The following is a 22,628-nucleotide window of genomic DNA, read 5'->3' on the forward strand; positions in this document are numbered from 1 at the left end:
ATGATGGAGAGGACCCGAACTGCCCTGCGGGGAAGCGCGGCGGCGGCGGCCATGGCGGCGCTGGCGATGGCCCTGCCCGCGATGGCGGAGGACGAGCAGGCCCCCGCCCCTCCGGGCCCGATCGGCGATCCGACCGGCCATGGCGCATGGCCGGCCATTGCGGAATCGCGCGCCGATGCGCCGGGCTTCACCATCTATCGCCCCGCGCGCCTGCCCGATCGGCCGCTGCCGCTGGTGCTGTGGGGCAATGGCGGCTGCCGCGACGCGGGGCTATCGGCGGCGCATTTCCTGCGCGAGGTCGCGAGCCACGGCTATATCGTCATCGCCAATGGCGCGCCGCGCGGCGAACAGCCGGTGGATCCGGGACTGCCCGAACCCGAAGCGGCCGAAACGAGCGAACCCCAATCCCCGCCTCCCCCGCCCCCGATGGGCCCGGACGAGACAAGCACCGCGCAGATGCTGGCCGGGATCGACTGGGCCATGGCGGCCAACACGCGCGCGGGCGATAGCCTGGAAGGCCATGTCGACACCGACCGCGTCGCGGTCATGGGCCACAGCTGCGGCGGGCTGCAGGCACTGCAGGCGGGCGCCGACCCGCGCGTCGACGCGGTGGTCGCGCTGGCCAGCGGGGTCTATGTGCAGACCGGCCCCGCGCGCAGCGGCGTGAACATCGCCAAGGCGGATCTGGCGCGGCTGCATACCCCCGTCGCCTATATCCTGGGCGGGCCGAGCGACATTGCCTATCCCAACGGAATGGACGATTTTCAGCGGATCGAGCACGTGCCGGTGATGGCTGCTTCGCTCGACGTGGGGCACGGCGGGACGTTCAACCGGCCCGCGGGCGGCGAATGGGCGCTGGTCGGCACCGCCTGGCTCGACTGGCAGCTGAAGCAGGACGCCGCCGCCGCGCAATTCTTCACCGGCCCCGACTGCCGCCTTTGCGTATTGCCGGAATGGACCATCCGGCGAAAGAACTTCCCGGAGAACCCATGAACCAACCGCTTGCCGGCATCACGATTGCCGATTTCAGCCATGTCATGGCCGGTCCCTATGCCACCCATCTGCTGTGCATGCTGGGGGCCGACGTCATCAAGATCGAGGCGAAGGGCGGCGACAATTTCCGAAATTACGGTGCCGACCGGCGCTTCGACGGGATGTCGCCGGCCTTCATCGCGGCCAATGCGGGCAAGAAATCGATCGCGCTGGACCTGAAGGAAGATGGCGACGCCGCCATCGCGCAGCGCATCGTCGCGCGCTGCGACGTGGTGGTCGAGAATTTCCGCCCCGGCGTGATGGCGCGGCTGAACCTGGGCTATGACCAGGTCCGCGCCGCCAATCCGGACGTGATCTATTGCTCGATCTCGGGCTATGGGCAGGACAGTCCGCAGCGCGACTGGCCGGCGATCGACAATATCGTGCAGGCGACCAGCGGCATGATGCTGCTGAGCGGCAGCGAGACCGACGATCCCGTGCGCGTGGGTTTCCCCATCGTCGACACGCTGACCGGCCAGTCGGCGGCCATCGCGATCCTGAGCGCGGTGGTGCGCAGGCAGAACGGCGGCGGCGGCAGCCATATCGACGTCGCCATGTTCGATGCCGCGCTGGCGTTCATGACCTCGGCGCTGACACCCTTCATGGTGACGGGGCAGTCGATGCCGCGCATGGGCAATACCGGCTATTCGGGCCTGCCCACCGCGTCGCTGTTCACCGCGCGCGACGGGCGCGAGATTTCGCTGGGCGTGGTGCAGCCCAACCAGTTCGCGGCGCTGGCACGTTTCCTGGACCGGCTGGACTGGCTGGAGGATCCGCGCTTTGCCACCCCCGATGCGCGGCGCAAGAATTTCGACGCGATGACCCGCGAACTCGCCGCGGTGTTCGCAGCCCGCGATGCGGCGGACTGGGAAACCGGCCTGAATGCGGCGGGCATCCCCTGCGGCATGGTGCGCAAGGTAGAGGAAGCCGTTGCGCTGGCAGGCCCCGACGCGATGGTGACAATGGCGATCGAGGGGATTCCGGGCGGCGACACGGTCGCCATTCCGGGTGCCGGTTTCCGCATGACGCCGGACGGGCCGGGGACCGACAGGCCCCCGCCCCGGCTGGATGCCGACCGCGCGGACATACTGGAATGGCTGGACCGCGATTGATCCGGCAAGTGCAGGCGGGCCGCTTCAGCCCGCCTGCATCAGCGCATCCAGCGCGCTGCATCCTTCGCCCTCGGGCAGCACCACCACGGGGTTGAGGTCGATTTCGCGAATGCCCGGCGTCCCGCGAACCGCCGCGCCCAGCCTTTCGACCAGCGCGGCCAAGGCCGCGACGTCAAGCCGGGTCGAACCACGAAACCCGGTCAGCAGCGCCGCGCCCTTCAAAGCGAGCAGTTCCGCCTCGATCGCCTTTGCCGACAGATCGGGCACGATCACCCGCACATCCTGGTGCAGTTCCGCCTGCACCCCGCCGAAGCCGACCAGTATGACCGGGCCCCAATCGGGATCGTTCTTCGCGCCGACGATCATCTCCACGCCGCGCTTGCCCATCGCCTCGACCAGCACGCCGTCGAGCGTCAGCGAGGCGTCGTAAGCCGCGACATTGGCATGAAGCCGGTTCCATGCCTGGTCCATCGCTACATCGTCCGCGACATTCAGGATCACGCCGCCCGCATCGCTTTTATGGCTCAGCCTTGCGGACTGCGCCTTCAATGCGACCGGATAGCCGACCCGCGCGGCCACCGCCTTCGCCTCGTCCGCGCTGCGCGCAAAGCCGCCGGGCGGGAATGGTATGCCGACGGGGGCAAGCAATTGCTTGGCCCGGTATTCGGGGATCGTGCCCGCAAGCGGCAGGTCGATGGCAACCGGTTCAAGCGCAGAGCGCGCCGCCGCGCGTTCCATCGCCTCGCCATAGCGCCGGATCGCGCGAAAGGCGCGGTCGGGCGAAGGGAAATAGGACACGCCAAGCTCGCGCAGCCGCTCGATATAATGGGCGGGCACTTCGGCCCCGTCGTCCATGCCCGCGAAGATCACCGGGGTTTCGGGCGTCAGCTCCTCCATCGCGGCGATCACGGCGGGGAACTTGCGGTCGCTGGTCGGTGCGTCGGTCTGGATCACGGCAAAGACCACGCTGCCATATTGCGGATCGGCCAGCAGCGCCTGAAGCGTGCGGCGATAGAGATCGGGATCGACCAGCGCCTGCGCGGTCAGGTCCATCGGGTTCGACACCGGGATGAAATCCGGCAGCCCCTCGCGCAGCAGCGCGCTTGCCCGGTCCGATGGGTGCGGCAGGTCCAGCCCGATCTGCTCGCACAGATCCAGCGTCAGCGCCTTGAACGCGCCGCTTTCGGTCAGCACTGCCGCCGCGCCGACCGGCGGGCGCGGCGCACGCGCCGCCAGGTCGAGCACGTCGCCCAGTTCCTCAAGACTGTCGACCAGAACCACGCCCGCATCGCGCACCTTGGTCCGCATCACGCTGTAATCGCCCGCCATCGCCCCGGTATGGGTGGCGGCGGATTCGCGCGCCGCTGCGGACTTTCCGGGATGCAGCAGCACGATCGGCTTGCCCATCTCGGCCGCGCGCCGCGCCAGCGACAGGAAGCGCGCCGGATCGCGGAACTGCTCGACGATCATGCCGATGATCTGCGTATCGGCATCGTCCAGCATCTGCTCGACATAATCCTCGACGCCCGACGCCGCCTCGTTCCCGGTCGAGATGAAATAGGAGAGGCCCAGCCCCTTGGCGATCAATGTCGTGGTCTCGACGATGGCCATCGCGCCCGATTGCGACACCAGCGCGATATTGCGGCCCGCACGCCGCGGGACGGGCGGAATCTCGACAAAGGTCAGCGGAATTCTGTCGAGGAAATTGGCCATGCCAAGGCAATTGGGCCCCTCGATCACCATGCCCGACCGGCGCGCGATCTCGCCGATCTCGGCCTGTGCGGCCAGCCCTTCGTCGCCGCCCTCGGCAAAGCCGGCGGAAAAGATGATCGCCGCGCCCGCCCCTCGCCGCGCCAGCGCGCGCACGCTGTCCAGCACGGCGGGGCCGGGTATCGCCAGCACCGCCACGTCGACCCCTTCGGGCAGGTCGTCGATCGAGGCGACGCAGGGCCGCCCGTCGATCTCCGAACGCCTGGGGTTCACCAGATGCAGATCGCCCACGAAACCAAGCCGGTCGAGGTTGCGCATCACCGAATTGCCCAGCGCGCCGGGCGTGGGCGACGCGCCCACGATGGCGACGGATCGCGGCCGCAGCAGCCGCGCCACGTCGGGCGCGCCTGCCGTATTGTCGGCTCCGGCGGCGGTCAGGCTGTCGGTGGTCATGGCGATCAGCTCTTTTGCTTGTTCAGATCATAGGCGCCCAGGCCCGGCTTGTAGCTCTTCTCGTCGATGAACTGCTTGATGCCTTCCTTGCGCCCCTCGTTGTCGTAGCTGTTGGCGGCTTCCTGCGCGCGGACCAGGAAATCCTCGGCATTGTCATAGGTCATCTCGCCCACCCGGCGGATCGCGTCCTTGGTGGCCTTCAGCGCGACCGGGTTCTTCTGCAACAGCACCTGCGCGACGTCGTTAACGCGCTCCTTCAGCCGGTCGGCGGGCACCGCCTCGTTCACCAGCCCCCATTCGGCGGCGGTCTTGCCGTCGACGTTCTCGCCCATCATCGCGTGATACATGGCGTTGCGGAAATTGGTCAGCTCGCGGATGATCTTGGTCGCGCCGCCGCCGGGCAGGATGCCCCAGTTGATCTCCGACAGGCCGAACTGCGCATCTTCCGCCGCAAAAGCCAGATCGCAGGCGAACAGCGGGCCATAGGCGCCGCCAAAGCACCAGCCGTTGACCATGGCGATGGTCGGCTTCTGGTACCAGCGCAGCCGCCGCCACCAGCCATAGGACGAACGCTGCGCCGCGCGGGTCGCGCCCAGCCCCTTGGCCTCGGTCTCGCGGAAATATTCCTTCAGGTCCATGCCTGCGGAAAATGCCGTGCCCTCGCCCGTCAGCACCAGCACGCCGAAATCGTCGCGATATTCAAGCTCGTCCAGCACGGCATTCATGTCGTCGTTCAGCGTCGGGCTCATGCAGTTGCGCTTGTCGGGGCGGTTGAAATACAGCCATGCGACGCGGTCGACGATCTCGTATGCGACGGTGCCGCTTGCGGTGGTGGTCCTGGTCATGGAATGCTCCTTGAGGAAAAGATGCCGGCCTATTCGACCGAATAGAAATCGATGATCACGCGGTCCGGAAACCGCACGCCGCGCGCGACGAAGACCTGCCGCTCAAGCCAATGGTGCGGGCCGTCCGCCACGCGAAAGCGCGGCTGCGTGCGGAAATAATAGCTGTCCTGCGGCACCGGCTCGCCGATGCGCAGCTTCTCGATGGTCGCCTCGTCCGCGACGCGCACGCCGGGGTTGTGGACCTCGATCACCGTGCCGTCCTCGGCCTTCAGGAAATAGCGCGCCTCGATGTCGCTCAGCCCGCCCTTGCGGATGATTTGCCAGTCGCCGCCACCGGGCAGCACCGTGCCGGTCAGCCTTGGGCCATAGACCTCGCCCCCGGTGATCGGGATGAAGCGGCTGATGCCGCCGTCGATCTCGCCCTGCTCGATCGCGGGATCGACCTCGACCCGGACCGAAAAGGCCCATTCCAGCGCGGGCTTGGGCGCGGCGGGGCCGGACCGATCGGGGCCGGACGGGTCCTGCGCCGCCGCGCCCGATGCCAGCCCTGCTGCGGCCGCGGCGGCGATGATGGATCTACGCATCGGTTACGCCCTGCCGGTCAGATCGGGAAATGGCCGGGCTGGGTTTCCATCGTGATCCAGCGCGTCTCGGTAAAGCTGTCGATGCCCTGCCTGCCGCCGAACCGGCCATAGCCCGATGCGCCGACCCCGCCGAAAGGCATCTGCGCCTCGTCATGGACGGTTGGGCCGTTGACGTGGCAGATGCCGGACCTGACCTGCCGGGCGACGCGCAGACCGCGTGCCGTGTCGCGGGTGAAGACCGCGGCGGACAGGCCATATTGCGTGTCGTTCGCCAGCTCGATCGCATGCGCCTCGTCGCGGGCGCGGATCATGGCGACGACGGGGCCGAAGCTTTCGTCGCGGTACAGATTCATCGCATCGGTCACGCCGTCGACCACGGTGGCGGGCATCAGCACGCTGTCGGCGGTGCCGCCGGTCAGCAATTTCGCGCCCTTGCCCTTCGCATCCTCGATCAGCGCATTGACGTGATCGACCGTCTTGCGGTCCACGACCGCGCCCAGCGGAGTATTGCCCTTTCGCGGGTCGCCGGTGGCCATGCTGCCCGCCTTGGCGGCGAATTTCTCGGCAAAGGCGTCGGCGACCGAGTCGACAACGATGATCCGCTCGGTCGACATGCAGATCTGGCCCTGGTTCATGAAGGCGCCGAACGCCGCCGCCTTCACCGCCTCGTCCAGATCGGCATCGTCCAGCACGATCAGCGGCGCCTTGCCGCCCAGTTCCAGCAGGCAGGGCTTCAGATGCTCGGCCGCGCGCCTGGCGATGATCCGGCCCACCGCGGTCGATCCGGTGAAATTGATGCGCCTGACTTGCGGAGCATCGATCAGCGCGCCGACCACCTCGGCAGCATCCTCGGGCGCGTTGGTCACGACATTGACCACGCCTTCGGGGAAGCCGGCTTCCGCAAAAGCCTCGATGATCAGCGCATGGGTGCGCGGGCAGTTCTCGCTCGCCTTCAGGATCACGCTGTTTCCGCAGGCCAGCGGTACCGCGATGGCGCGCACGCCCAGGATGATCGGCGCGTTCCACGGCGCGATGCCCAGGATCACGCCCACCGGCTCCTTCAGCGCCATGGCCAGGCAGCCGGGCTTGTCCGACGGGATCACCTCGCCCGCGATCTGGGTGGTGATGGCCGCAGCCTCGCGCACCATGCCCGCGGCAAGGCCCAGGTTGAACATGGCCCAGCCCGCGGTCGATCCGGTTTCGGTCATCATCGCGGCAACAAAATCGTCCTTGCGCGATTCCAGCGCATCGGCCGCCTTGTTCAGCACTGCGCGGCGGGCGTTGGGGCCCATCTGCGACCATTCGGCGAATCCGGCCTGCGCCTTTTCGGCGATATGCGGAATGTCGTCGGCCTTCATGGCGGGCGCGGTGGAAGCGACCTCACCCGTCAGCGGGTCGAGGCGCGAAAATTCTTCGGCGGTGGACCGCCCGGGCTTGTCTGCCATGTTCCTCTCCTTGGTTGTTATAGGTCATAACAATGACCGAAGCCTCGTGCAAGCACCTGCAGCCTGAAAAAACGCATCCCGCTGCTTGGAAGTTGTGCAAGATAACAATATCGCCTTATGAAAGCATCACGCGACGAAGCGGCGGCAATATGAACCGCATGAGAGGATGATGGAAATGGACCCCCGCAAGACGATCGAATCGGGCCCGATGACCCGCTTCCAGTGGTCGGTCGTGGCGATCATGATCGGGCTGATCGCGCTGGACGGGTTCGACGTGCTGTCGATCAGCTTCGCCTCGCCCGGTATCGCGGCGGAATGGGGGATCGACCGCGCGGCGCTGGGACTGGTGCTGTCGATGGAGCTGATCGGCATGTCGGTCGGGTCCATCGTGTTCGGGCGGCTGGCCGACGGCTATGGCCGGCGCACCACCATCCTTGCGTGCCTTGGCGTGATCGCGCTGGGCATGTTCGGCGCATCGACCGCGGGCGGGGTGGTGTCGCTGTCGGCCTGGCGCGTGGGCACCGGGCTGGGGCTGGGCGGGATGCTGGCCGCCACCAATGCCGCCACGGCAGAGGTCGCCAATGGCCGCTTTCGGTCGCTGTGCGTGGTGATGATGGCCGCGGGCTATCCGCTGGGCAATGTCATCGGCGGCAGCGTGGCGGCGCAATTGCTGGCGATGTACGACTGGCGCGCGATCTTTCAGTTCGGCGCGATCGTCGCGGCGCTGTTCGTGCCGCTGGTCTGGTTCTGCGCGCCGGAATCGATCGAATTCCTGATGCACCGCCGCCCGGCGGGCGCGCTCGCCAAGGTGAACCGCACGCTGGTCCGCATGGGCAAGCCCACCATCGACGCCCTGCCCGAGGTGGAGGTCCAGCGCGAAAAGGCGGGCCTGCGCACGCTGATGAACGGCCAGCACATGGTCCCCACGCTGGCGCTGACCTTCGTCTATTTCGCGCATATCATGACGTTCTATTTCATCCTGAAATGGATCCCCAAGATCGTCGCCGACATGGGCTTCGAACCTTCCGCCGCGGCAGGGGTGCTGGTGTGGGCCAGTGTGGGCGGCCTGCTGGGCAGCGCGCTGCTGGGCCTGCTGACCATTCGCGTACGGGTGTTCTGGCTGACGGTGGTCGCGATGGCCGCATCGTCGCTGATGGTGATCTGGTTCGGCCAGTCGCAAAGCGATCTTGCATCGCTGTCGATCACCGCGGCAGCGGCTGGATTTGCGACCAATGCGGGCGTGGTGGGGCTTTACGCGGTGGTGGCGGCGGCCTTTCCCACCGCCCTGCGCGCATCGGCCACCGGGGTGGTCATCGGCATCGGTCGCGGCGGATCGGCGCTGGCGCCCGCGCTGGCCGGCTTCCTGTTCGCCGCGGGCTATGGGCTGGGCACGGTGGCGCTGCTGATGGCGCTGGGGTCGCTGGCGGCCGCACTTGTGCTGCTGCTAATCGTGCGCCATGCGATTGCGACATGACCGACCGACCCGCATCACCGGACAGACCTGCATGAACGAAGCGCGCGACAATCTGGGCCCGCTCGACCGTCTGGCCGGCTATCATTTCCGCCGCACGTCCAGCGCGATGCGCAAGGATTTCGAAAAGGCGGTGGACGGGCTTGGCATAAGCCAGGTGTCCTTTGCCGTGCTGTCGGTGATCTCGGCCAATCCGGGCATCCGGCAGGGCGAAGTCGGGCGCATGCTCGACATCCAGCGCGCGAACATGGTCACGATGATCGGCGACCTGACGAAATCGGAACTGGTCACGCGCGGCCGGGACGAAAGCGACCGCCGGGCCGTGACCCTGTCCCTGACCCCGCGCGGCCAGGATCAGCTGGCCGCCAGCCTCGCCCGCATCCAGGCGCGCGAGGCAAAGGCGCTGGAAGGGCTGGACGAAAAGCAGGTCGCGGCGCTGATCGCCACGCTGAACGCCATCCGCCGCAATTGCGAGAACGCGGACTGATCCCGCCGCCGGGAACAGGCGCATCAAGCGACCTGCCCCCGGCCAGCGGAACCCGCGCGTCAGAACTCCGCGGAAAGCTGGACGTACCAGTTCTGCGGGCGGGCATAGATCTTTTCCGCATAGCCCAGCGTGCCCAGCGATGCGTTGCCCTGGATCAGGTAATCCTTGTCGAACAGGTTGATGACGCCGGCCTGCAGCCGGTACCGGTCCATGAACTCCAGCTCGATGGAGGCATTGCCCACGAAATAGCCGTCCTGCTCGATCTCGGGCACGCTGCCGGTAATGAACACCAGGCTTGAGGTATAGCTGCCATCGAAACGCGGCGTGACGGTATAGTCGGTGCCGACGTCGAATTCGTAGCCGATCGCGAAATTGCCCTGGAACGACGGAGTCAGCGGCAGGTCGTCGCCCGGTTGCACGGTCGCGGTCGCGCCCGGCACTTCGGTGATCGACTTGATCTGGTCGTCCAGCACGCTCATCCCCGCATCCAGCCGGAGCCCGCTGCCGAACGGGTGATAGCTCGCCTCCGCCTCGAACCCGCGGATCCGCGCCTTGCCCGCGTTGAACAGCAGCGGGACCACACCCTGGCGGAACACCAGCTGGATGTCGCTGTAATCCGCCTGGAACGCCGCCAGGTTCAGCCGCAAATCGCCCAGCTGCATCTTGGCGCCGACTTCATAGCTGTCGACCGTCTCCTCGCCGAAAGGCACCGGCTCGAAACCCGGCGGCGGCGCGTTATAGCGGGTGTTGAACCCGCCCGACTTGAAGCTGCGCGCATAGGAGACATAGCCGTTCAGCCAGTCGGTGAAGCGATAGGCCGCGCTCGCCGATCCGGTCAGCGCGCTGAATGTGTCGCGGAACGGTTCGTCATAGATGAACAGCGATCCGCCTTCGGGGATCGCCTCGGTCGGAAGCGGGTCGGGATCGGGCAGGGTAGCCCGCCCGTCAGCTCGAGATCGGTGACGACTTCGACCGAAGCCTCGCCGAATACCGCGATCGACCGCGTTTCGAGGTCCGAGAACTGCAGGTCGCGCGTACCCGGCCCGCCCGCCAGAATCGATCCGATCACCGGCGGCGACGGCGGGAACGACAGCGGCACGGTGGCCCGCTCGTTGGTGTCCTCATCGAAGTAATACGCGCCCAGAATGCCGCTGAGCGGCCCCGAATCGTATTGCAGCTGAACTTCCTGGCTGAACTGGTCGGACTGCGATCCCACGTCGGTGGTGATGATCAAAAACGGCGTGTTGTCCGCATCGCGAATGCCACGCGATTCGGTCGATCGATAGGCCGTGATGCTCTTCAGCGTGATGCTGTCCGACAGGTCCAGCGTGGCGGTGCCCGACATGCCCCAAACCTCGGACATGCTCATGACATTGGCGGTGCCGCCATTGGTGTACTTGCCCAGTTCCTGGAAATCATTGGCGCAGCGCGCATCGTCGATATCGGGCACGAAGGGGGCGCCGAAATTCGGATCGCCCGGCGCCAGCGGAGCGAATGGGATCGTCGCGCCGGGACAGCCCGCGGCCACGCTGACGATGGCGGGAACGGGCGCATTCTCGTTGATGCCGGCAAAGACGAAGGGCGCGCCGTTCTCCTTGCGCTTCGTATAGTCGGCGCGCAGCGACACTTCCAGATTATAGGCCGGCTCCCAGCGCAAGGCGCCGTTCAGCGTGCGGCTGTTGTCATTGCCCAGGTCCAGCCCGTCGAACGCGCGAATGACATAGCCGTCGCGCTTGCGGAAACCGCCCGAAACGCGCGCCGCAATCGTCTCGCCAATGGGCAGGTTGAGCGCGGCGAAACCCTCGAACAGATCGTCCTCGCCCACGCGCAAGCGGCCGTCGCCGGAAAATTCGCCGAACTCGGGCTGCTTGGTACGAACCAGGATCGCGCCGCCGATGGTGTTGCGCCCGAACAAGGTGCCCTGCGGTCCGCGCAGCACCTCGACGCTGGCGATGTCGCCGAATTCGATGGTGCCGCCGACCGCGCGGCCGACATAGACCTCGTCAATATAGATGCCGACGCCCGGATCGACCGCCGCCGTGGGGTCCAGCTGACCGACACCGCGGATGAAGACCACCGACGATGCGCTATTGCCCGAAAGCTGCCCGGCGGGCTTGAACTGCAGGCTGGGGGTGATCCGTTCCAGGTCGGATGTCTGGGTGATCTGGCGTTCCTGCAGCGTCTCGGCGCTGAAGGCGGAGATCGCGATCGGCGTTTCCTGCAGGCTCTCCTCGCGCCGACGGGCGGTCACGACGATCGGCTCGGCGCCCTGCTGCTCGCGCACTTCCTGCTGCGTGTTGCCGGTGGTGCCCGCGACCTGCGCGGCGGCCGGAAGGGCGGACGTCGCCGCCAGCATCAGCAGGGCCGAACCGCCCATCAGACGGGACTTGCACACACGACGGACGCGCAGCTGCGGTGTCTTGAAAACCATCATCAATCTCCCCCAATCCGGTTCCCGGCTTTTGCGCCGAGTCACATCGTCTTGTGTCGCTATTGTTATCAAGGATAACAGATATAGCCAACAACAATATCGTTACGCCAAAACAGGTCCCGGCGCAGCTTGCATTCACGGATGGGGGTCAGGGCTTTCGGGCATCGCCGCCGGTCAGCCATGCAGGTCAGGAAATGGGTTCGAACAGGCTCCTCATATTGGTGATGGCGGATGGATCGCGGATCGCATCGGCCAGCTTGCGGACCTGGTCTTCCCCGGGCCGCACGGCCGCGCGCGAGGCGCAATCGGCGAATTTCGCGGCAAGCTCGTCCTCGCTCATCGGGCGCGAGGGCGCGCCGCGTGCCAGCGGAATCTGATCCCTGCGGTGCGTGCCATCCTTCAGCCTCACGGTCGCCGCGCCCCCCGCGCCGCGGTCCAGCGCCGGGTCGGCGGCGATCCGCGCGGAAATCCGCCGCGCCATCGCCAGTATCGCCTCATCGCGCAGCGCTGCGGCAGAGAAATCGTCAAGCCCCGCCCTGCCCCGCACGATCGCCACCGCCATGGCGAAGGGGATCGAGAACTTGGCATCGATCACCACTTCGGGCGCGCGCTTGCGCTCCGGCGGTTCGACCAGCATCTGCTGGACCGGGCTGACCTCGACCTCGATGCTCTCGATCCGGTCCGGACCGGCGGCGGCCAGTTCCAGCCCGATCTCGATAAAGGGATGCGTGCCTCGGCAGCTGGGCCATGGCTTGAAGGTCAGCTCTTCCACCAGGAAGCGTTCGCCGATCCCCGCGGTCAGCCTCTCGGGTGAGAATTCGCCGCCCGCGAACAGGGCATAGAACCCGGCGCGGCCTTCCAGCGGAGCCTCGACCCCGGCGACGCCGCCGGCGGCCAGCTGCGCGCTGGTGACGGCGGCCTGCGCGGGAAACGCCTCGCGCACGGCGCGCAGCACGGTGCGCTGCGAGTACTTGATCTCGCCCGGCATCACCGCCTGACACAGCATCATCGACAGCGCATCGCGCAGCGCCCGCGCATCCAGCGCCAGCAGATGCGCCGCGCCCAGCGCCGCGCCGAACGCGGCATTGATCGGCGGGGGATACCAGCCCCCCTCCTCCATCGGCCGGTCCAGCGCCAGCCCGATACGGCAGGACAGGTCGCATCCGACCGCGATGGCCGCGATCAGCCGCTTGCCGTCGATGCCGCCCTTTTCCTGCGCCAGCGCCAGCAGCGCCGGGACCAGCGAGGCATTGGGATGCGCGAAAGCGGCATCGAACGTATCCTCGTAATCCAGCGCATGGGCCAGCGCGCCATTGGCCAGCGCCGCCTGCGGCGCGGCGGCGGTCAGCCCGGTGCCCAGTATGGTGCACGGGCCGGGCGACCTTGCGGCCAGCTCGATGAAGGGGCGCGCCTCTGCCGCCATGCCGCTGGCGGCCAGCATCACCCCGGTCGCATCCAGCAGCACCCGGCTGCAGGCCGCGACGGTGCTTTCGGGCAGATCGTCGTATCCGATCGCCGCATAGGCCGCGCACAGCCGGTCGGTGACGCCCTCTGCCATGGCTCAGGCCGATTCCGCCCGGGCCCGCCGGGTCGCCGCATCGATGCGCGGCGCGACCGACAGCAGCACGATGGCCGCGATCAGGATCCCTGCGCCCACCAGCTCGGCATCGCGGGGGTGTTCCAGGCCCCAGAACCAGGCCAGCAGCAGCGCCGCGCCCACGCCAGCGACCAGGCTGGCCGCGCGTTCCAGCGGCAAGCAGAATGCATTCTCGCGGGGGTCGAGCAGGATGATGATCGACACCACCGAAATCGCGGTCAGGGTCAACCCGATCCAGAAGATCGGCCACATCGCGGGATCGGTCCAGACCTCGACAAAGCCCCATTCCAGCTCGCCCGGCTGGCCGCCGATGCCGGTGGCCGACAACACCGCCAGAGCGGCGACCGACAGCGGAAGGGCGATGATCTTCTCCTCGACGAAATAGCGGCGCACCGTCGCGGGATCGCCGTCCTTCGCGGTCTTGTTCATCACCACCAGGCGCAGGAAATAGCCCAGGGTATAGAACACCACCGTCGCGATCGCGATCGGCGGCAGCTTCAGCCCGCCGCGGTCGAACAGGGTCAGCGCCAGCGCCAGCAGCACCATGACCAGCGCGGTCCAGCTCCACCAGCGCACCTTGCGCCCGAACATCAGGTCGACAACCGGCGCGATGATCAATATGTCGCCGCGCATCAGCAATTGCATGAAGGGGATCGACACCCCCTCGATGGTGAAGGACATCGGCACGGTGAAAAGCACCATCGCCGTGCCCAGCCCCGACAGCGCGGTATAGCGCGTGGGCAGCGGCACCCGCGTGCCGCCAAGCTGCACGCCATGCGCGTCGCGGTGCCAGCCCGACAGCCAGATGAACAGATAGGTCAGCACCAGCGACACGGTCAGCGACGCGGGCAATGTCTCAAGCCCCGTCAGCGGCCGGCCCAGCCCCGGATGGACCTGGCTGGTCAGCAGCTTGGTGATCATCGCATTGGGCAGATAGAGGAGGAGGTAGAACACGATCCACCCCTCGATCGGCAGCACGGAGATGAGGCTCTTGCGGCCCATCACGATACCACCACCATGTCGTCGGTAACCGAGTAGCGCGCGTTCAGCCCCGCCTCGCGCGTGACGGCGGTCATGTAGTCGACGATATTGGCATGCTCCTCGCTGCCGGGCGGGGCGAAGCGCGGCACCGCGTCGCGCCCGATGGTCAGCGGCAGGAACCCCGCGCGCAGCAGCTTGCCGCCCGCGATCTCGAGCCGGGCGACGATGTTCTTGCGGCTTTCGGTCGGGAAATTGAACAGCCCCTCGAAATCGGGCTCCCATTCCTCGGCCAGGACGCGGATCTCGTTCCAGCTTTTCGACTTGGCGTGCGCCTCGTCCATGCGAAGATCGACCGCGAAATTGGACAGCGAATAGAACACGGGCTTGCCCTCGATCATCTCACAGCCTTTCAGCACATGGGCATGGGTGCCCAGGATCGCGTCGGCCCCCGCCGCGATGGTCGCGCGGGCGACGTCGCGCTGGTAGTCGGCGATGGATGCGCGCACGAAATGGATGCCCCAGTGGTGCGACACGAAGACCAGGTCGGCCTGCTTTTTCGCCTTGCGGATGTCTTCCTGCATCGCCTCCAGGTCGCCCTGGTGCGGCCAGGTATGGACACGCGCGGGGGTGCCGGGCTGGTCGTGCTCGATCTGCTCGTAATGGGTGAAGGCGCGCATCGGGGCGCAGCCGGCGCGGCGCTCCTCGGCCCAATAGGCCTGCGGCAGGATCGAGCAATAGGCCAGCATCGCCAGCCGTGTGCCGTCGCGCAGGGTGAAGAACGAAGGAGTGCGCGCCTCGGCGATATTGGCCCCGGCGCCCACCACGCGGATACCCGCCGCGCGCAGATTGTCGCGCGTCTCGACCAGAGCCTCGTTCCCCCAGTCGAGGCAATGGTTGCCCGCCATCGAGATGCAGTCGAACCCGGCCACGCCCAGTGCGGCCGCCCCCTCTGGCCGCGCCATCACCGCGTGGCGGGCCTGCGGCAGGCGCGTGCCGCCCGACGCGAAGCTGGTCTCAAGCTGTCCGAAGGTCACGTCGGCGGCGCGCAGCACATCCGCCGTGGCGACGAAGCTTTCGTCGTAATGCTCCCGGTCCAGCGCGATGTCGCCGGTGGCCAGCAGGATATGGGGAGCGCTCATGCACGAGTCTCGCGGGCGGGAAGGGCCTTGCGGGGGGAAAGGAACATCATCGGCAGATCATCTCGCATCGAGAGGGAACGGGAAGGACGGCACTGGGTCACGGCCGGTCCAGCATGGCGCGAAGGGCGGGATCGTCCTCGCAGGTAAAGGACCCGGCTTCGTCGGGCAGCTCTCCGGCGCGGTGGCGTGCGCTTTGCGGGAACGGGCACAGGCGGCGGGTCAGCCCCGGCGCGCTGGCGGGATTGCGCGCCGCCACGATGCTTTGGGGCGTGCGGTCATCCTCCACCCAGCGGATCAGTGCCCACAGCATGTCGCGCGTGGGATCGGCCCCCGCGGCCAGCGGGAATTGCCCCGATCCGCCGAAGATGTCAGCGCCCGGTCCGCCCTGGCAGTGATACATGCCCGGCACCATGAACAGGCGCACCGCATCGGACAGCGCCGCGACGCCGCCATGCTCGCGCGCCAGCGCGGCGTAATAGTCGATGGTGGGCCCGGCATTGGTCGAGGGATCCTGCCAGCCCTGATAGATGATCGCCTTGCTTCCGCCCTGGATGAAGGGCCTGATCGCGGTCCGGTCGGCGCGCAGCTCGGGCATCGCCGCATTGGCCTTGGCCAGGTCGCCGCTGCGCGAGAAACTCATGGGGTCCCAGTCGGGATCGTCATGCACCCCGTCCGCCCACATCGCGCGCAATAGGGGCGAGGGCGGCCCGGGCCGCGTGCGCACGCCGGGGAACAGCCCCCCGTCCATCGGCGCACCGTCCTCGTCGGTCATGGGCGAAATGATGGCATCCAGCATCGCAAGGCGCGGCGCGGTCAGGCAGCCTTCCGCCTGGCCCGGCCTGCACAGCAATCGCGCGGTGTCGAACCGGCATGTCGCGGGGTTCTCGACGATGCCGTCGCGCACGCCGTCGCTGGCGTCGCAGGCCTTGGTCACGCTGGCTTCGTACAGCGCCCAGTCCTGCTCGCGCAGAGCGCCCTTCGGCTTGCGCTGCTGTTCCAGCGCGAACCACAGCATGCGAACCGATTGCAGCGGCATGTAGGGGCCCGGCGCACCCGCCAATATGCCGTCGTAATCGCCGGGATAGTTCTGCATCTCCTTCAGCGCCTGCCGCCCGCCGCCGGAACAGCCGGTGAAATAGGCACGCGCGGGCGCCTCGCCGTAAAAGCGCGCGGCCAGCGTCTTGGCGGCCAGCGTCGACAAATGCACCGCGCGGTGCTCGTAATCCACGCGCGCCTTGGGATCGGCCATCCAGCGTTCCTGCGAAGCCTTGTGCCCGCCGTCGGTGGTGACGGTGGCAAAGCCCTGCGCCAGGCGCGCCGCCATGTGGGCATGGTTATAGACCCCCGCCGGACCGCCCACGCCCGCACCCAGCAGCCGCTTGTTCCACTGGCGAGGCAGCCACACCTCGAAGCCGATATTGCCCTCGATCCGCCCCTCGACGCGGCAGAACGCGTCATGCACGGGCACCGCGCGGGCGCCCGCATCGGGATCCGCCACGAACAGCGGATCGGGCGTGACTGCCGCGGCGCTGACCACCATTTCGCCATCGCGCCCGGCCAGCGCGGCGCAATCCGCCTGCCAAGTGCCCGCCGCGGGCGACGCGGCGGCGGAAGCCTGAGCAAGCATCGGGGCAACCAGCCCTGCCGCCAGTGTCAGCGTGATGCCGATCATGCCATCCTCCCGTCGCGCATCGCCATGACGGCTACAGCTTCACCCCCGCCGTGACGGCGATGGTGCGCGGCAGCGGGTTGGCCGATTGCGGATCATAGCCGCGGTCGACATCGACAAAGGGCGGTTCCTCGTCAAACAGATTGCGCACGTCGATGCCGAAGCGGAACGCGTCATTGACGTCCCAGCCCATCACAAGGTCGAACGTGCTATAGTCGGAAACCTCCTGAACCGGCGTCACCGTGTCGTTGTCGTAACCGGGCAGGTAGTTCCAGGTCAGCCGCGCGCTGAAGCTGTCCCACTTCGCCCCGATGTCTGCGCGCAGGCGATAGTCCTGCGGGTTGTTGATCGTGCCCGCGACATCGCGCAGCCCCAGTCCCGGCACGGATTCGAACGAGTACTTGGTGTACCACGTGCCCTGCACCGCGCCGTCCATCGTCACCTCGCCCAAATCCCATGCGCCCAGTATGCCGAAGTCGAAGCCGCGCACGATGGTGCGGCCCAGGTTCTGGCGGCGCCCGTCGGCGATGAAGGACACATCCGTGGTGTCGATCGGCGAATTGACCGGCAGCCCCGACGCGATCAGCGCGGCCACCTGCTCGTCGGTGGGGTTCAGGATGCGGAACGGCGCATAGGCGGGGTTGGTCAGGTAACCCGGCGTGCGGCGCAGCGCGATGATCTGGTCCTTGTAGTCGATGTCGAAATAGGTCGCGGTCAGGCGAATGTCGCTGCCCGCCTCGAACTCCGCGCCCAGCGACCAGGTGGTCGCGGTCTCGGGCTGCAGGTCGGGATTGCCGCCCGCGATGCCGATGCCGTTGATCAGCGTGCCGTCCGGCCCCGGCTGGTCGCGGTCGTAATACAGGCCCGCACCGCCCGCGATCTCCGACACCTCGGTAAAGGTCGGCGCGCGGAACGACGTGCCATAGCTGCCGCGCAGCGACAGCGCATCGAACGGGCGCCAGGTGACGCCGATCTTGGGATTGGTCGTCGATCCGAAGTCGCTGTATTCCTCGTACCGGCCTGCGACCGACAGCGACAGCTCCTCGATCCCCGGCATGGCGTTGCCGCCGCCCACGATGGGCACGTAAAGCTCGCCGAACACCGCCTTGACGTCGCGCGATCCGCCATCGGCGATCACCATCGACGCGGCGCTCGATCCGATGTCCAGGCTGGTGAAGGTATATTCGTCGCGGTACTCGCCCCCCACGGCCAGCCGGACCGCGCCGCCGGGCAGATCGAACAGCGAACCGTCGGCCTGCACATTGACCACGTCCAGCTTGGTCTTGCCATAGATCACGAACAGCCGGTCGCGGATCGCCGCGATGGTGTCGGGATTGTTGGGCCCGCCGAACAGGTTGAGCGCGGTCGCCGGATTGGTATCGGCCAGCGCGGCGTTCAGCGCCCCGTTATTCAGCCCCACCCGCCGGTCGGCGATATCCTCGCTCTCACCATGCTGGTAATAGGCGGTCACGCTCCAGTCGGAGAAGGCGCGCACCTCGACCCCGCCCGCGACGTTCCAGAACGTGCCTTCATAGGGGTTCACGTCCGGCCCGAACGCGGGGGTCAGCGAATATGCGACATTGACCGATTCCGCGCCCGCCACCGGCGACACGAAGAACGGATTGCTGCTGGGCACCACGGCGTTGATCGCGCTGGTCCCGGCGATTTCGCCCTTGCGGTGCGAATAGAAGCCGTCGGCGAACAGCCGCACGCTGGACCCCAGCTCCTGCGAGACATTGCCCACGAAGCTATAGCGGCTTTCCGACGGGATCACGGATTCGTATCCGGTCAGGTCGCAGCGATTGGCGGTGCCCGCGACCAGCGATCCCCCCTCGCCCGGAGCGACGCCGCCCTGCGGGATGGCATAGCTCTGCCCCCCGGCGGTGATGGTACCCGGATCGCAATTGGTGGAACGGAAATCGCGCCCGCCGCGATCCCTGTTGTCCAGCCGGTAGAAATCGAGATCGCGGCCGAACAGCGCGGAATTATGACTATATTCGCCCGCGACGGTCACCCAGCCGCTGCCCCAGTCCTGCCCGGCGATGCCCGACAGCTGCTGCTCGGCATAATTGCTTTCGCTGAAGCCCGAGCGGGCGCGGAACTCCGCCCCGTCCATGCCGCGGCGCAGGATGAAATTGACCACGCCCGCGATCGCATCCGATCCATAGATCGCCGACGCGCCATCGGCCACGACCTCGACCCGCTCAAGCGCGATGGTCGGAATGACCGAAGGGTCGGTATATTGCCCCTGCGTGCCCTGCGGCGGAAAACGGCGGCCATTGTACAGCAGCAGCGTCGCATTGGTCGAAATGCCGCGAAGATTGATGCCGCCCGCGCGCGTCGCATTGGCCGCGCCGTTCTGCGCGCTGCCGCCCTGCCGGTTCGCGCCCAGCGACACCACCTGCGGCACGCGGCGCAGCAGGTCGCTGGTCGAGACGACGGGTTCCTGCGCGATCTCGTCCACGCCGATGCTGATCACATTGGATCCGACAGCGTCGACGCCGCGGATCCGGCTGCCGGTGACGATGATGTCGCCCCCCAGCGGATTGGGCGCGGGGACATTGTCCTCCTGCGCCGTAGTCGCCGGTGTTGGCGAACCCTGTGCCGGCAGGTCCTGCGCCAAGGCCGGATCCGCAAGGGCGGACATCGCTATCAGCGAGGCAGCGCATGCAAGCCGCGTGGTCATCCTGACATTCATGCTTGTTCTCCCTATTTTATCGTTGGTGGCGCCAATGCGCGTCAGATCGATGAAAGCCCTTGCAGCAGTGATTGCAACACAAGAACCAGAATATTCATTCCTTAATCACTTGCGAGATACCCACACCGCCCGCCGCCACCTGTGCGATGCGCCCGGCGGAGCCAAAACTGCGCCCTTTCGCGTCCCAGGCTGGCCAAAACGCGGCGCGTAGCGGCCGAAAGACTGGCGCGCATTGTCACCGGGCGTGCTCCCCTGCCGCGCCCATGAAGCCCTGCTCGCCAAGCCATGCGAACAGACGGTCGCCCCATAGGGCCACCGTCATGTCGCGTGCCGGAACGTCATAGACGTGCAGTTCCACCGGTGCGCGGGCAGCGGCCCAGATCTGGTGCAGCGCGACGATACCGTCGGTGACGGGGCCGTGATGGGCATCCACCGCAAGGAACAGCGGCGGCGCATCGCCGCCGACCGCGACATCCTGCAAAGCCGGTCCGAAATTCGACACGATGAAGGCGGGCCGCACCGACGGATCGCCGCCCAGCAAGGCGCCAAATGCCACCCCGCCCCCCGCCGAGGTTCCGATCATGCCGATCCGCTGCGGATCCACGCCCCACTCGCCGGCATGGGCGCGCACATAGCGCATCGCCCGTTCGGCATCGTCGGTGGCAAAGGCCAGCACCTCGTCCAGCGCCGGATTGCCGCGCGCGGGGTTGGCATTGCCGTTCACGATCTGCACTTTGGGCGGATCGCCCGGCGGCGGGGCGGCCGGCGGGGCATCGGGATCGATCTGCAAAAGCCGATATTTCAGCAGGATGGCGGTAATTCCCTGCGCATTCAGCCGCTCGATCAGGGCCTGCGTGTCATCCCCCACGCTCAATATGCGAAGACCGCCGCCGGGCAGGACGATCGCCGCCGTGCCATTCGCCTTGGCCGGATCGGCGGGATAGACGCTGATTTCGGGATCGCGGACATTGTGGACGATCCGCTCTGGTCCCGACACCTCGATCCGTTCGGGAAAGGCCCAGTCCTGCGAACCGGGCGCGGGACCGTCGTGCAGCCGCATGGTCCGCTCCTGCGCGCAGGCCGGTGCGGCAAGCAGAAGGCCGCATGTCAGAAGCATTCCCGATATGGCGCGGAACATCCGAAACTCCTCTCCCGAAAGTGCGACTCTGAAGTGATCGCATCATGTCGGTGGAGGATTGTTATCAGACACAACAAAGCGTTGCAAGCGCTTGCAGCGGTCGTTTTCACAACCTGCTGATGAACCTTATGTCTGCTCAATCGCGGCAAACCGGGCTTACGCAGCATTAGAATTGCCAAATGATTACACTTGAAATCGAAACCCTTGCCAACATGGTCGCAATGGTTACTATCCTAATAATGGGACTGGATAGTGTGTCGGCGTGTTACTTTGTTGCCGAGCCGGGGTATATTCCCACCTGGCGCCAATGCTGTCCGATTTAAGGAGGCTTCATTGAAACTCAGGCATGATATTGACGAGTTGGGTCGCGTCGGTGATCTTCTATCAATCGAAAATCCACTTCAGTTCAATCTCGACAACTATGTAGGCGGTACTTTCCGCGGCAAGCCGATCTTCGATCTCGACGGTGTGGAAGACCAGATCGATTCGGGCCGATCGCAGAAGGTCACGGCCAACGGCAAGATCACCTATACCTTCCTCGACGAAGGTGACGGGCTGATCGGCATCTACAACAACAAGAACTACGGCTTCACCGCAGGCGAGGGGCTTGCCGCCTTCTCTGCCGCGCAAGAGGCCGAGGCGCGCGATTCGATCACCCTGTGGGACGATCTGGTCGCACCCGAGTTCGTCGAAACCGAAGGTCGCGGCGCGGACATCCAGTTCGCCAACTCGACCGATCCGGCGCAGGCCTATGCCTATTATCCCAGTGAAAAGGGCGGGCAAAAATACCTAGGCGACGTGTTCGTGGCCGATCCCGCGGTCAACTGGACCAACGCCTGGCTGGGCTATGGCGGCTATGGCGCGACGACGCTGGTGCACGAGCTGGGCCATGCGCTCGGCCTCAGCCATCCGGGCAACTACAACTACGACCCGGACCTTCCGCTGAGCTATGCGAACTACGCCGAATATGCCCAGGATTCCGAGCAGTACACGATCATGTCCTACTGGTCGGCGCAGGAAACCGGTGCCCGCATCGTGAACTGGGACCTGTTGCAGTTCAACAATCCCCAGACCCCGCTGCTGCATGACATCTATGTCATCCAGGAAAAGTATGGCGCGGATCCGACGACGCGGACCGGCGACACCACCTATGGCTTCAATTCGACCGCCGATCGCGAAGTCTATGATTTCGACGCCAACCCCTTCCCCTATCTGTCGATCTACGACGCAGGGGGCGAGGATACGCTCGACTTCTCGGGCTTCTTCGGCGGTACCGTACTGAACCTCAACGACGGAGAGTTCTCGTCGGGCGGATCGGCCATTCCGAGTGCGGCCGAAATCAACGCCAACGCGCTTGAGCTGTATTACGAAACCGGCGAAGTCGACTACATCGGCGGTGTCGACCAGGCGACGATCGACTCGATCTCGTCGCGGTACATCAGCAACAACGCCCGCGATATCTCCATCGACACCGGATACACTGGCGTGAATGCGGTGAACTACGAGAATATCTCGATCGCCTATGGCACCATGATCGAGAATGCGGTCGGTTCGGAATATCGCGATATCATCATCGCGAACGAGCTGGACAATACGCTCACCGGCAACGGCGGCGCAGACGTGTTCGTGTTCCAGGACGGCGGCACCGACACGATCACCGACTTCCTCGCCGGCGAAGACCTGATCGACCTGTCGGCGCTGGCGGGTGAAGATACCGCCATCGACTTCGGCGCCGGCTTCCTCGAAGCCGACTTCGACGGCGACGGTGCGGTGGACCTGACGCTGGTGTTCGACAATGGCGCGGAACTGACCGCGGCGGACGTCTACATGGGCTGA

The 22,628-nt window shown here is 66.6% G+C and carries 17 protein-coding genes; 5 read left to right on the top strand and 12 right to left on the bottom strand.

Annotation, left to right across the window (positions count from 1 at the left end; all coding sequences use genetic code 11):
* Complete coding sequence (locus A9D14_RS15960) at positions 1-993, top strand: alpha/beta hydrolase (protein ID WP_157668284.1); 993 nt, start codon at positions 1-3, stop codon at positions 991-993.
* Positions 990-2,144, top strand: a complete 1,155-nt coding sequence (locus A9D14_RS15965; protein WP_066850688.1) for a CaiB/BaiF CoA transferase family protein — start codon at positions 990-992, stop codon at positions 2,142-2,144. Before A9D14_RS15960 ends, A9D14_RS15965 begins: the two co-directional genes overlap by 4 nt.
* A gap of 24 nt (positions 2,145-2,168) precedes the next feature.
* On the opposite strand, the gene A9D14_RS15970 is transcribed toward A9D14_RS15965, so the two are convergent.
* From A9D14_RS15970 to A9D14_RS15985, 4 genes are read right to left on the bottom strand one after another with little or no spacing between them, the layout of a single operon-like run.
* Positions 2,169-4,307, bottom strand: a complete 2,139-nt coding sequence (locus tag A9D14_RS15970; RefSeq protein WP_066850133.1) for an acetate--CoA ligase family protein — start codon at positions 4,305-4,307, stop codon at positions 2,169-2,171.
* Positions 4,308-4,312: 5 nt separating this feature from the next.
* The gene (locus tag A9D14_RS15975) at positions 4,313-5,152 is read right to left on the bottom strand and encodes a p-hydroxycinnamoyl CoA hydratase/lyase (RefSeq protein ID WP_066850136.1); all 840 of its coding nucleotides are present in this window, start codon (positions 5,150-5,152) and stop codon (positions 4,313-4,315) included.
* A 29-nt stretch (positions 5,153-5,181) separates the two neighbouring features.
* Positions 5,182-5,736: a DUF3237 domain-containing protein gene (locus A9D14_RS15980; protein WP_066850139.1), complete on the bottom strand. Its 555-nt coding sequence runs from the start codon at positions 5,734-5,736 to the stop codon at positions 5,182-5,184.
* A 17-nt stretch (positions 5,737-5,753) separates the two neighbouring features.
* Complete coding sequence (locus A9D14_RS15985; protein ID WP_066850142.1) at positions 5,754-7,181, bottom strand: aldehyde dehydrogenase; 1,428 nt, start codon at positions 7,179-7,181, stop codon at positions 5,754-5,756.
* Positions 7,182-7,350: 169 nt separating this feature from the next.
* On the opposite strand from A9D14_RS15985, the gene A9D14_RS15990 reads away from it, so the two are divergent.
* Positions 7,351-8,655 (top strand): MFS transporter, encoded by a 1,305-nt coding sequence (locus tag A9D14_RS15990; protein WP_332459787.1) that lies wholly within the window; start codon positions 7,351-7,353, stop codon positions 8,653-8,655.
* Positions 8,656-8,686: 31 nt separating this feature from the next.
* Positions 8,687-9,139 carry a MarR family winged helix-turn-helix transcriptional regulator gene (locus A9D14_RS15995; protein WP_066850148.1) on the top strand — a complete coding sequence of 151 codons (453 nt, stop codon included), beginning with the start codon at positions 8,687-8,689 and terminating at the stop codon, positions 9,137-9,139.
* Positions 9,140-9,198: 59 nt separating this feature from the next.
* Here A9D14_RS15995 and A9D14_RS20180 read toward each other — a convergent pair whose 3' ends face one another.
* The 8 genes from A9D14_RS20180 to A9D14_RS16030 form a co-directional block, all read right to left on the bottom strand.
* Positions 9,199-10,071 (bottom strand): TonB-dependent receptor, encoded by an 873-nt coding sequence (locus A9D14_RS20180; protein WP_332459792.1) that lies wholly within the window; start codon positions 10,069-10,071, stop codon positions 9,199-9,201.
* On the bottom strand, positions 9,975-11,573 hold the full coding sequence (locus A9D14_RS20185; RefSeq protein WP_232468981.1) for a TonB-dependent receptor: 1,599 nt from the start codon (positions 11,571-11,573) through the stop codon (positions 9,975-9,977). The genes A9D14_RS20180 and A9D14_RS20185 overlap by 97 nt, the downstream gene beginning before the upstream one ends.
* 184 nt (positions 11,574-11,757) lie before the next feature.
* Positions 11,758-13,128, bottom strand: coding sequence for an MmgE/PrpD family protein (locus tag A9D14_RS16005; protein ID WP_066850150.1), 1,371 nt, complete (start codon positions 13,126-13,128; stop codon positions 11,758-11,760).
* 3 nt (positions 13,129-13,131) lie between these two features.
* Positions 13,132-14,169 (bottom strand): hypothetical protein, encoded by a 1,038-nt coding sequence (locus A9D14_RS16010; RefSeq protein ID WP_066850151.1) that lies wholly within the window; start codon positions 14,167-14,169, stop codon positions 13,132-13,134.
* Complete coding sequence (locus tag A9D14_RS16015; protein WP_066850153.1) at positions 14,169-15,287, bottom strand: CapA family protein; 1,119 nt, start codon at positions 15,285-15,287, stop codon at positions 14,169-14,171. The genes A9D14_RS16010 and A9D14_RS16015 overlap by 1 nt, the downstream gene beginning before the upstream one ends.
* 97 nt (positions 15,288-15,384) lie before the next feature.
* Positions 15,385-16,959 carry a tannase/feruloyl esterase family alpha/beta hydrolase gene (locus A9D14_RS16020; RefSeq protein WP_066850155.1) on the bottom strand — a complete coding sequence of 525 codons (1,575 nt, stop codon included), beginning with the start codon at positions 16,957-16,959 and terminating at the stop codon, positions 15,385-15,387.
* A 31-nt stretch (positions 16,960-16,990) separates the two neighbouring features.
* A complete protein-coding gene (locus tag A9D14_RS16025; protein WP_066850158.1) occupies positions 16,991-19,654 on the bottom strand; it encodes a TonB-dependent receptor plug domain-containing protein in 2,664 nt (887 codons plus the stop codon).
* 235 nt (positions 19,655-19,889) lie between these two features.
* Entirely contained in the window at positions 19,890-20,792 is a 903-nt protein-coding gene (locus A9D14_RS16030; protein WP_066850161.1) for an alpha/beta hydrolase, read from the bottom strand.
* Between the two features lie 333 nt (positions 20,793-21,125).
* Between A9D14_RS16030 and A9D14_RS16035 the strand changes: the two genes are divergently transcribed.
* Positions 21,126-22,628, top strand: a complete 1,503-nt coding sequence (locus tag A9D14_RS16035) for a M10 family metallopeptidase (RefSeq protein ID WP_157668285.1) — start codon at positions 21,126-21,128, stop codon at positions 22,626-22,628.

Origin of the sequence: Croceicoccus marinus, from assembly GCF_001661675.2 — a bacterium.
GTDB classification, from domain to species: domain Bacteria; phylum Pseudomonadota; class Alphaproteobacteria; order Sphingomonadales; family Sphingomonadaceae; genus Croceicoccus; species Croceicoccus marinus.

Bases quoted from the DNA above. Each gene is read 5' to 3' on its own strand.
- A9D14_RS15960 (WP_157668284.1), top strand. From the start codon at position 1: ATGATGGAGAGGACCCGAACTGCCCTGCGGGGAAGCGCGGCGGCGGCG.
- A9D14_RS15965 (WP_066850688.1), top strand. From the start codon at position 990: ATGAACCAACCGCTTGCCGGCATCACGATTGCCGATTTCAGCCATGTC.
- A9D14_RS15970 (WP_066850133.1), bottom strand. From the start codon at position 4,307: ATGACCACCGACAGCCTGACCGCCGCCGGAGCCGACAATACGGCAGGC.
- A9D14_RS15975 (WP_066850136.1), bottom strand. From the start codon at position 5,152: ATGACCAGGACCACCACCGCAAGCGGCACCGTCGCATACGAGATCGTC.
- A9D14_RS15980 (WP_066850139.1), bottom strand. From the start codon at position 5,736: ATGCGTAGATCCATCATCGCCGCCGCGGCCGCAGCAGGGCTGGCATCG.
- A9D14_RS15985 (WP_066850142.1), bottom strand. From the start codon at position 7,181: ATGGCAGACAAGCCCGGGCGGTCCACCGCCGAAGAATTTTCGCGCCTC.
- A9D14_RS15990 (WP_332459787.1), top strand. From the start codon at position 7,351: ATGGAAATGGACCCCCGCAAGACGATCGAATCGGGCCCGATGACCCGC.
- A9D14_RS15995 (WP_066850148.1), top strand. From the start codon at position 8,687: ATGAACGAAGCGCGCGACAATCTGGGCCCGCTCGACCGTCTGGCCGGC.
- A9D14_RS20185 (WP_232468981.1), bottom strand. From the start codon at position 11,573: ATGATGGTTTTCAAGACACCGCAGCTGCGCGTCCGTCGTGTGTGCAAG.
- A9D14_RS16005 (WP_066850150.1), bottom strand. From the start codon at position 13,128: ATGGCAGAGGGCGTCACCGACCGGCTGTGCGCGGCCTATGCGGCGATC.
- A9D14_RS16010 (WP_066850151.1), bottom strand. From the start codon at position 14,169: ATGGGCCGCAAGAGCCTCATCTCCGTGCTGCCGATCGAGGGGTGGATC.
- A9D14_RS16015 (WP_066850153.1), bottom strand. From the start codon at position 15,287: ATGAGCGCTCCCCATATCCTGCTGGCCACCGGCGACATCGCGCTGGAC.
- A9D14_RS16020 (WP_066850155.1), bottom strand. From the start codon at position 16,959: ATGATCGGCATCACGCTGACACTGGCGGCAGGGCTGGTTGCCCCGATG.
- A9D14_RS16025 (WP_066850158.1), bottom strand. From the start codon at position 19,654: ATGAATGTCAGGATGACCACGCGGCTTGCATGCGCTGCCTCGCTGATA.
- A9D14_RS16030 (WP_066850161.1), bottom strand. From the start codon at position 20,792: ATGTTCCGCGCCATATCGGGAATGCTTCTGACATGCGGCCTTCTGCTT.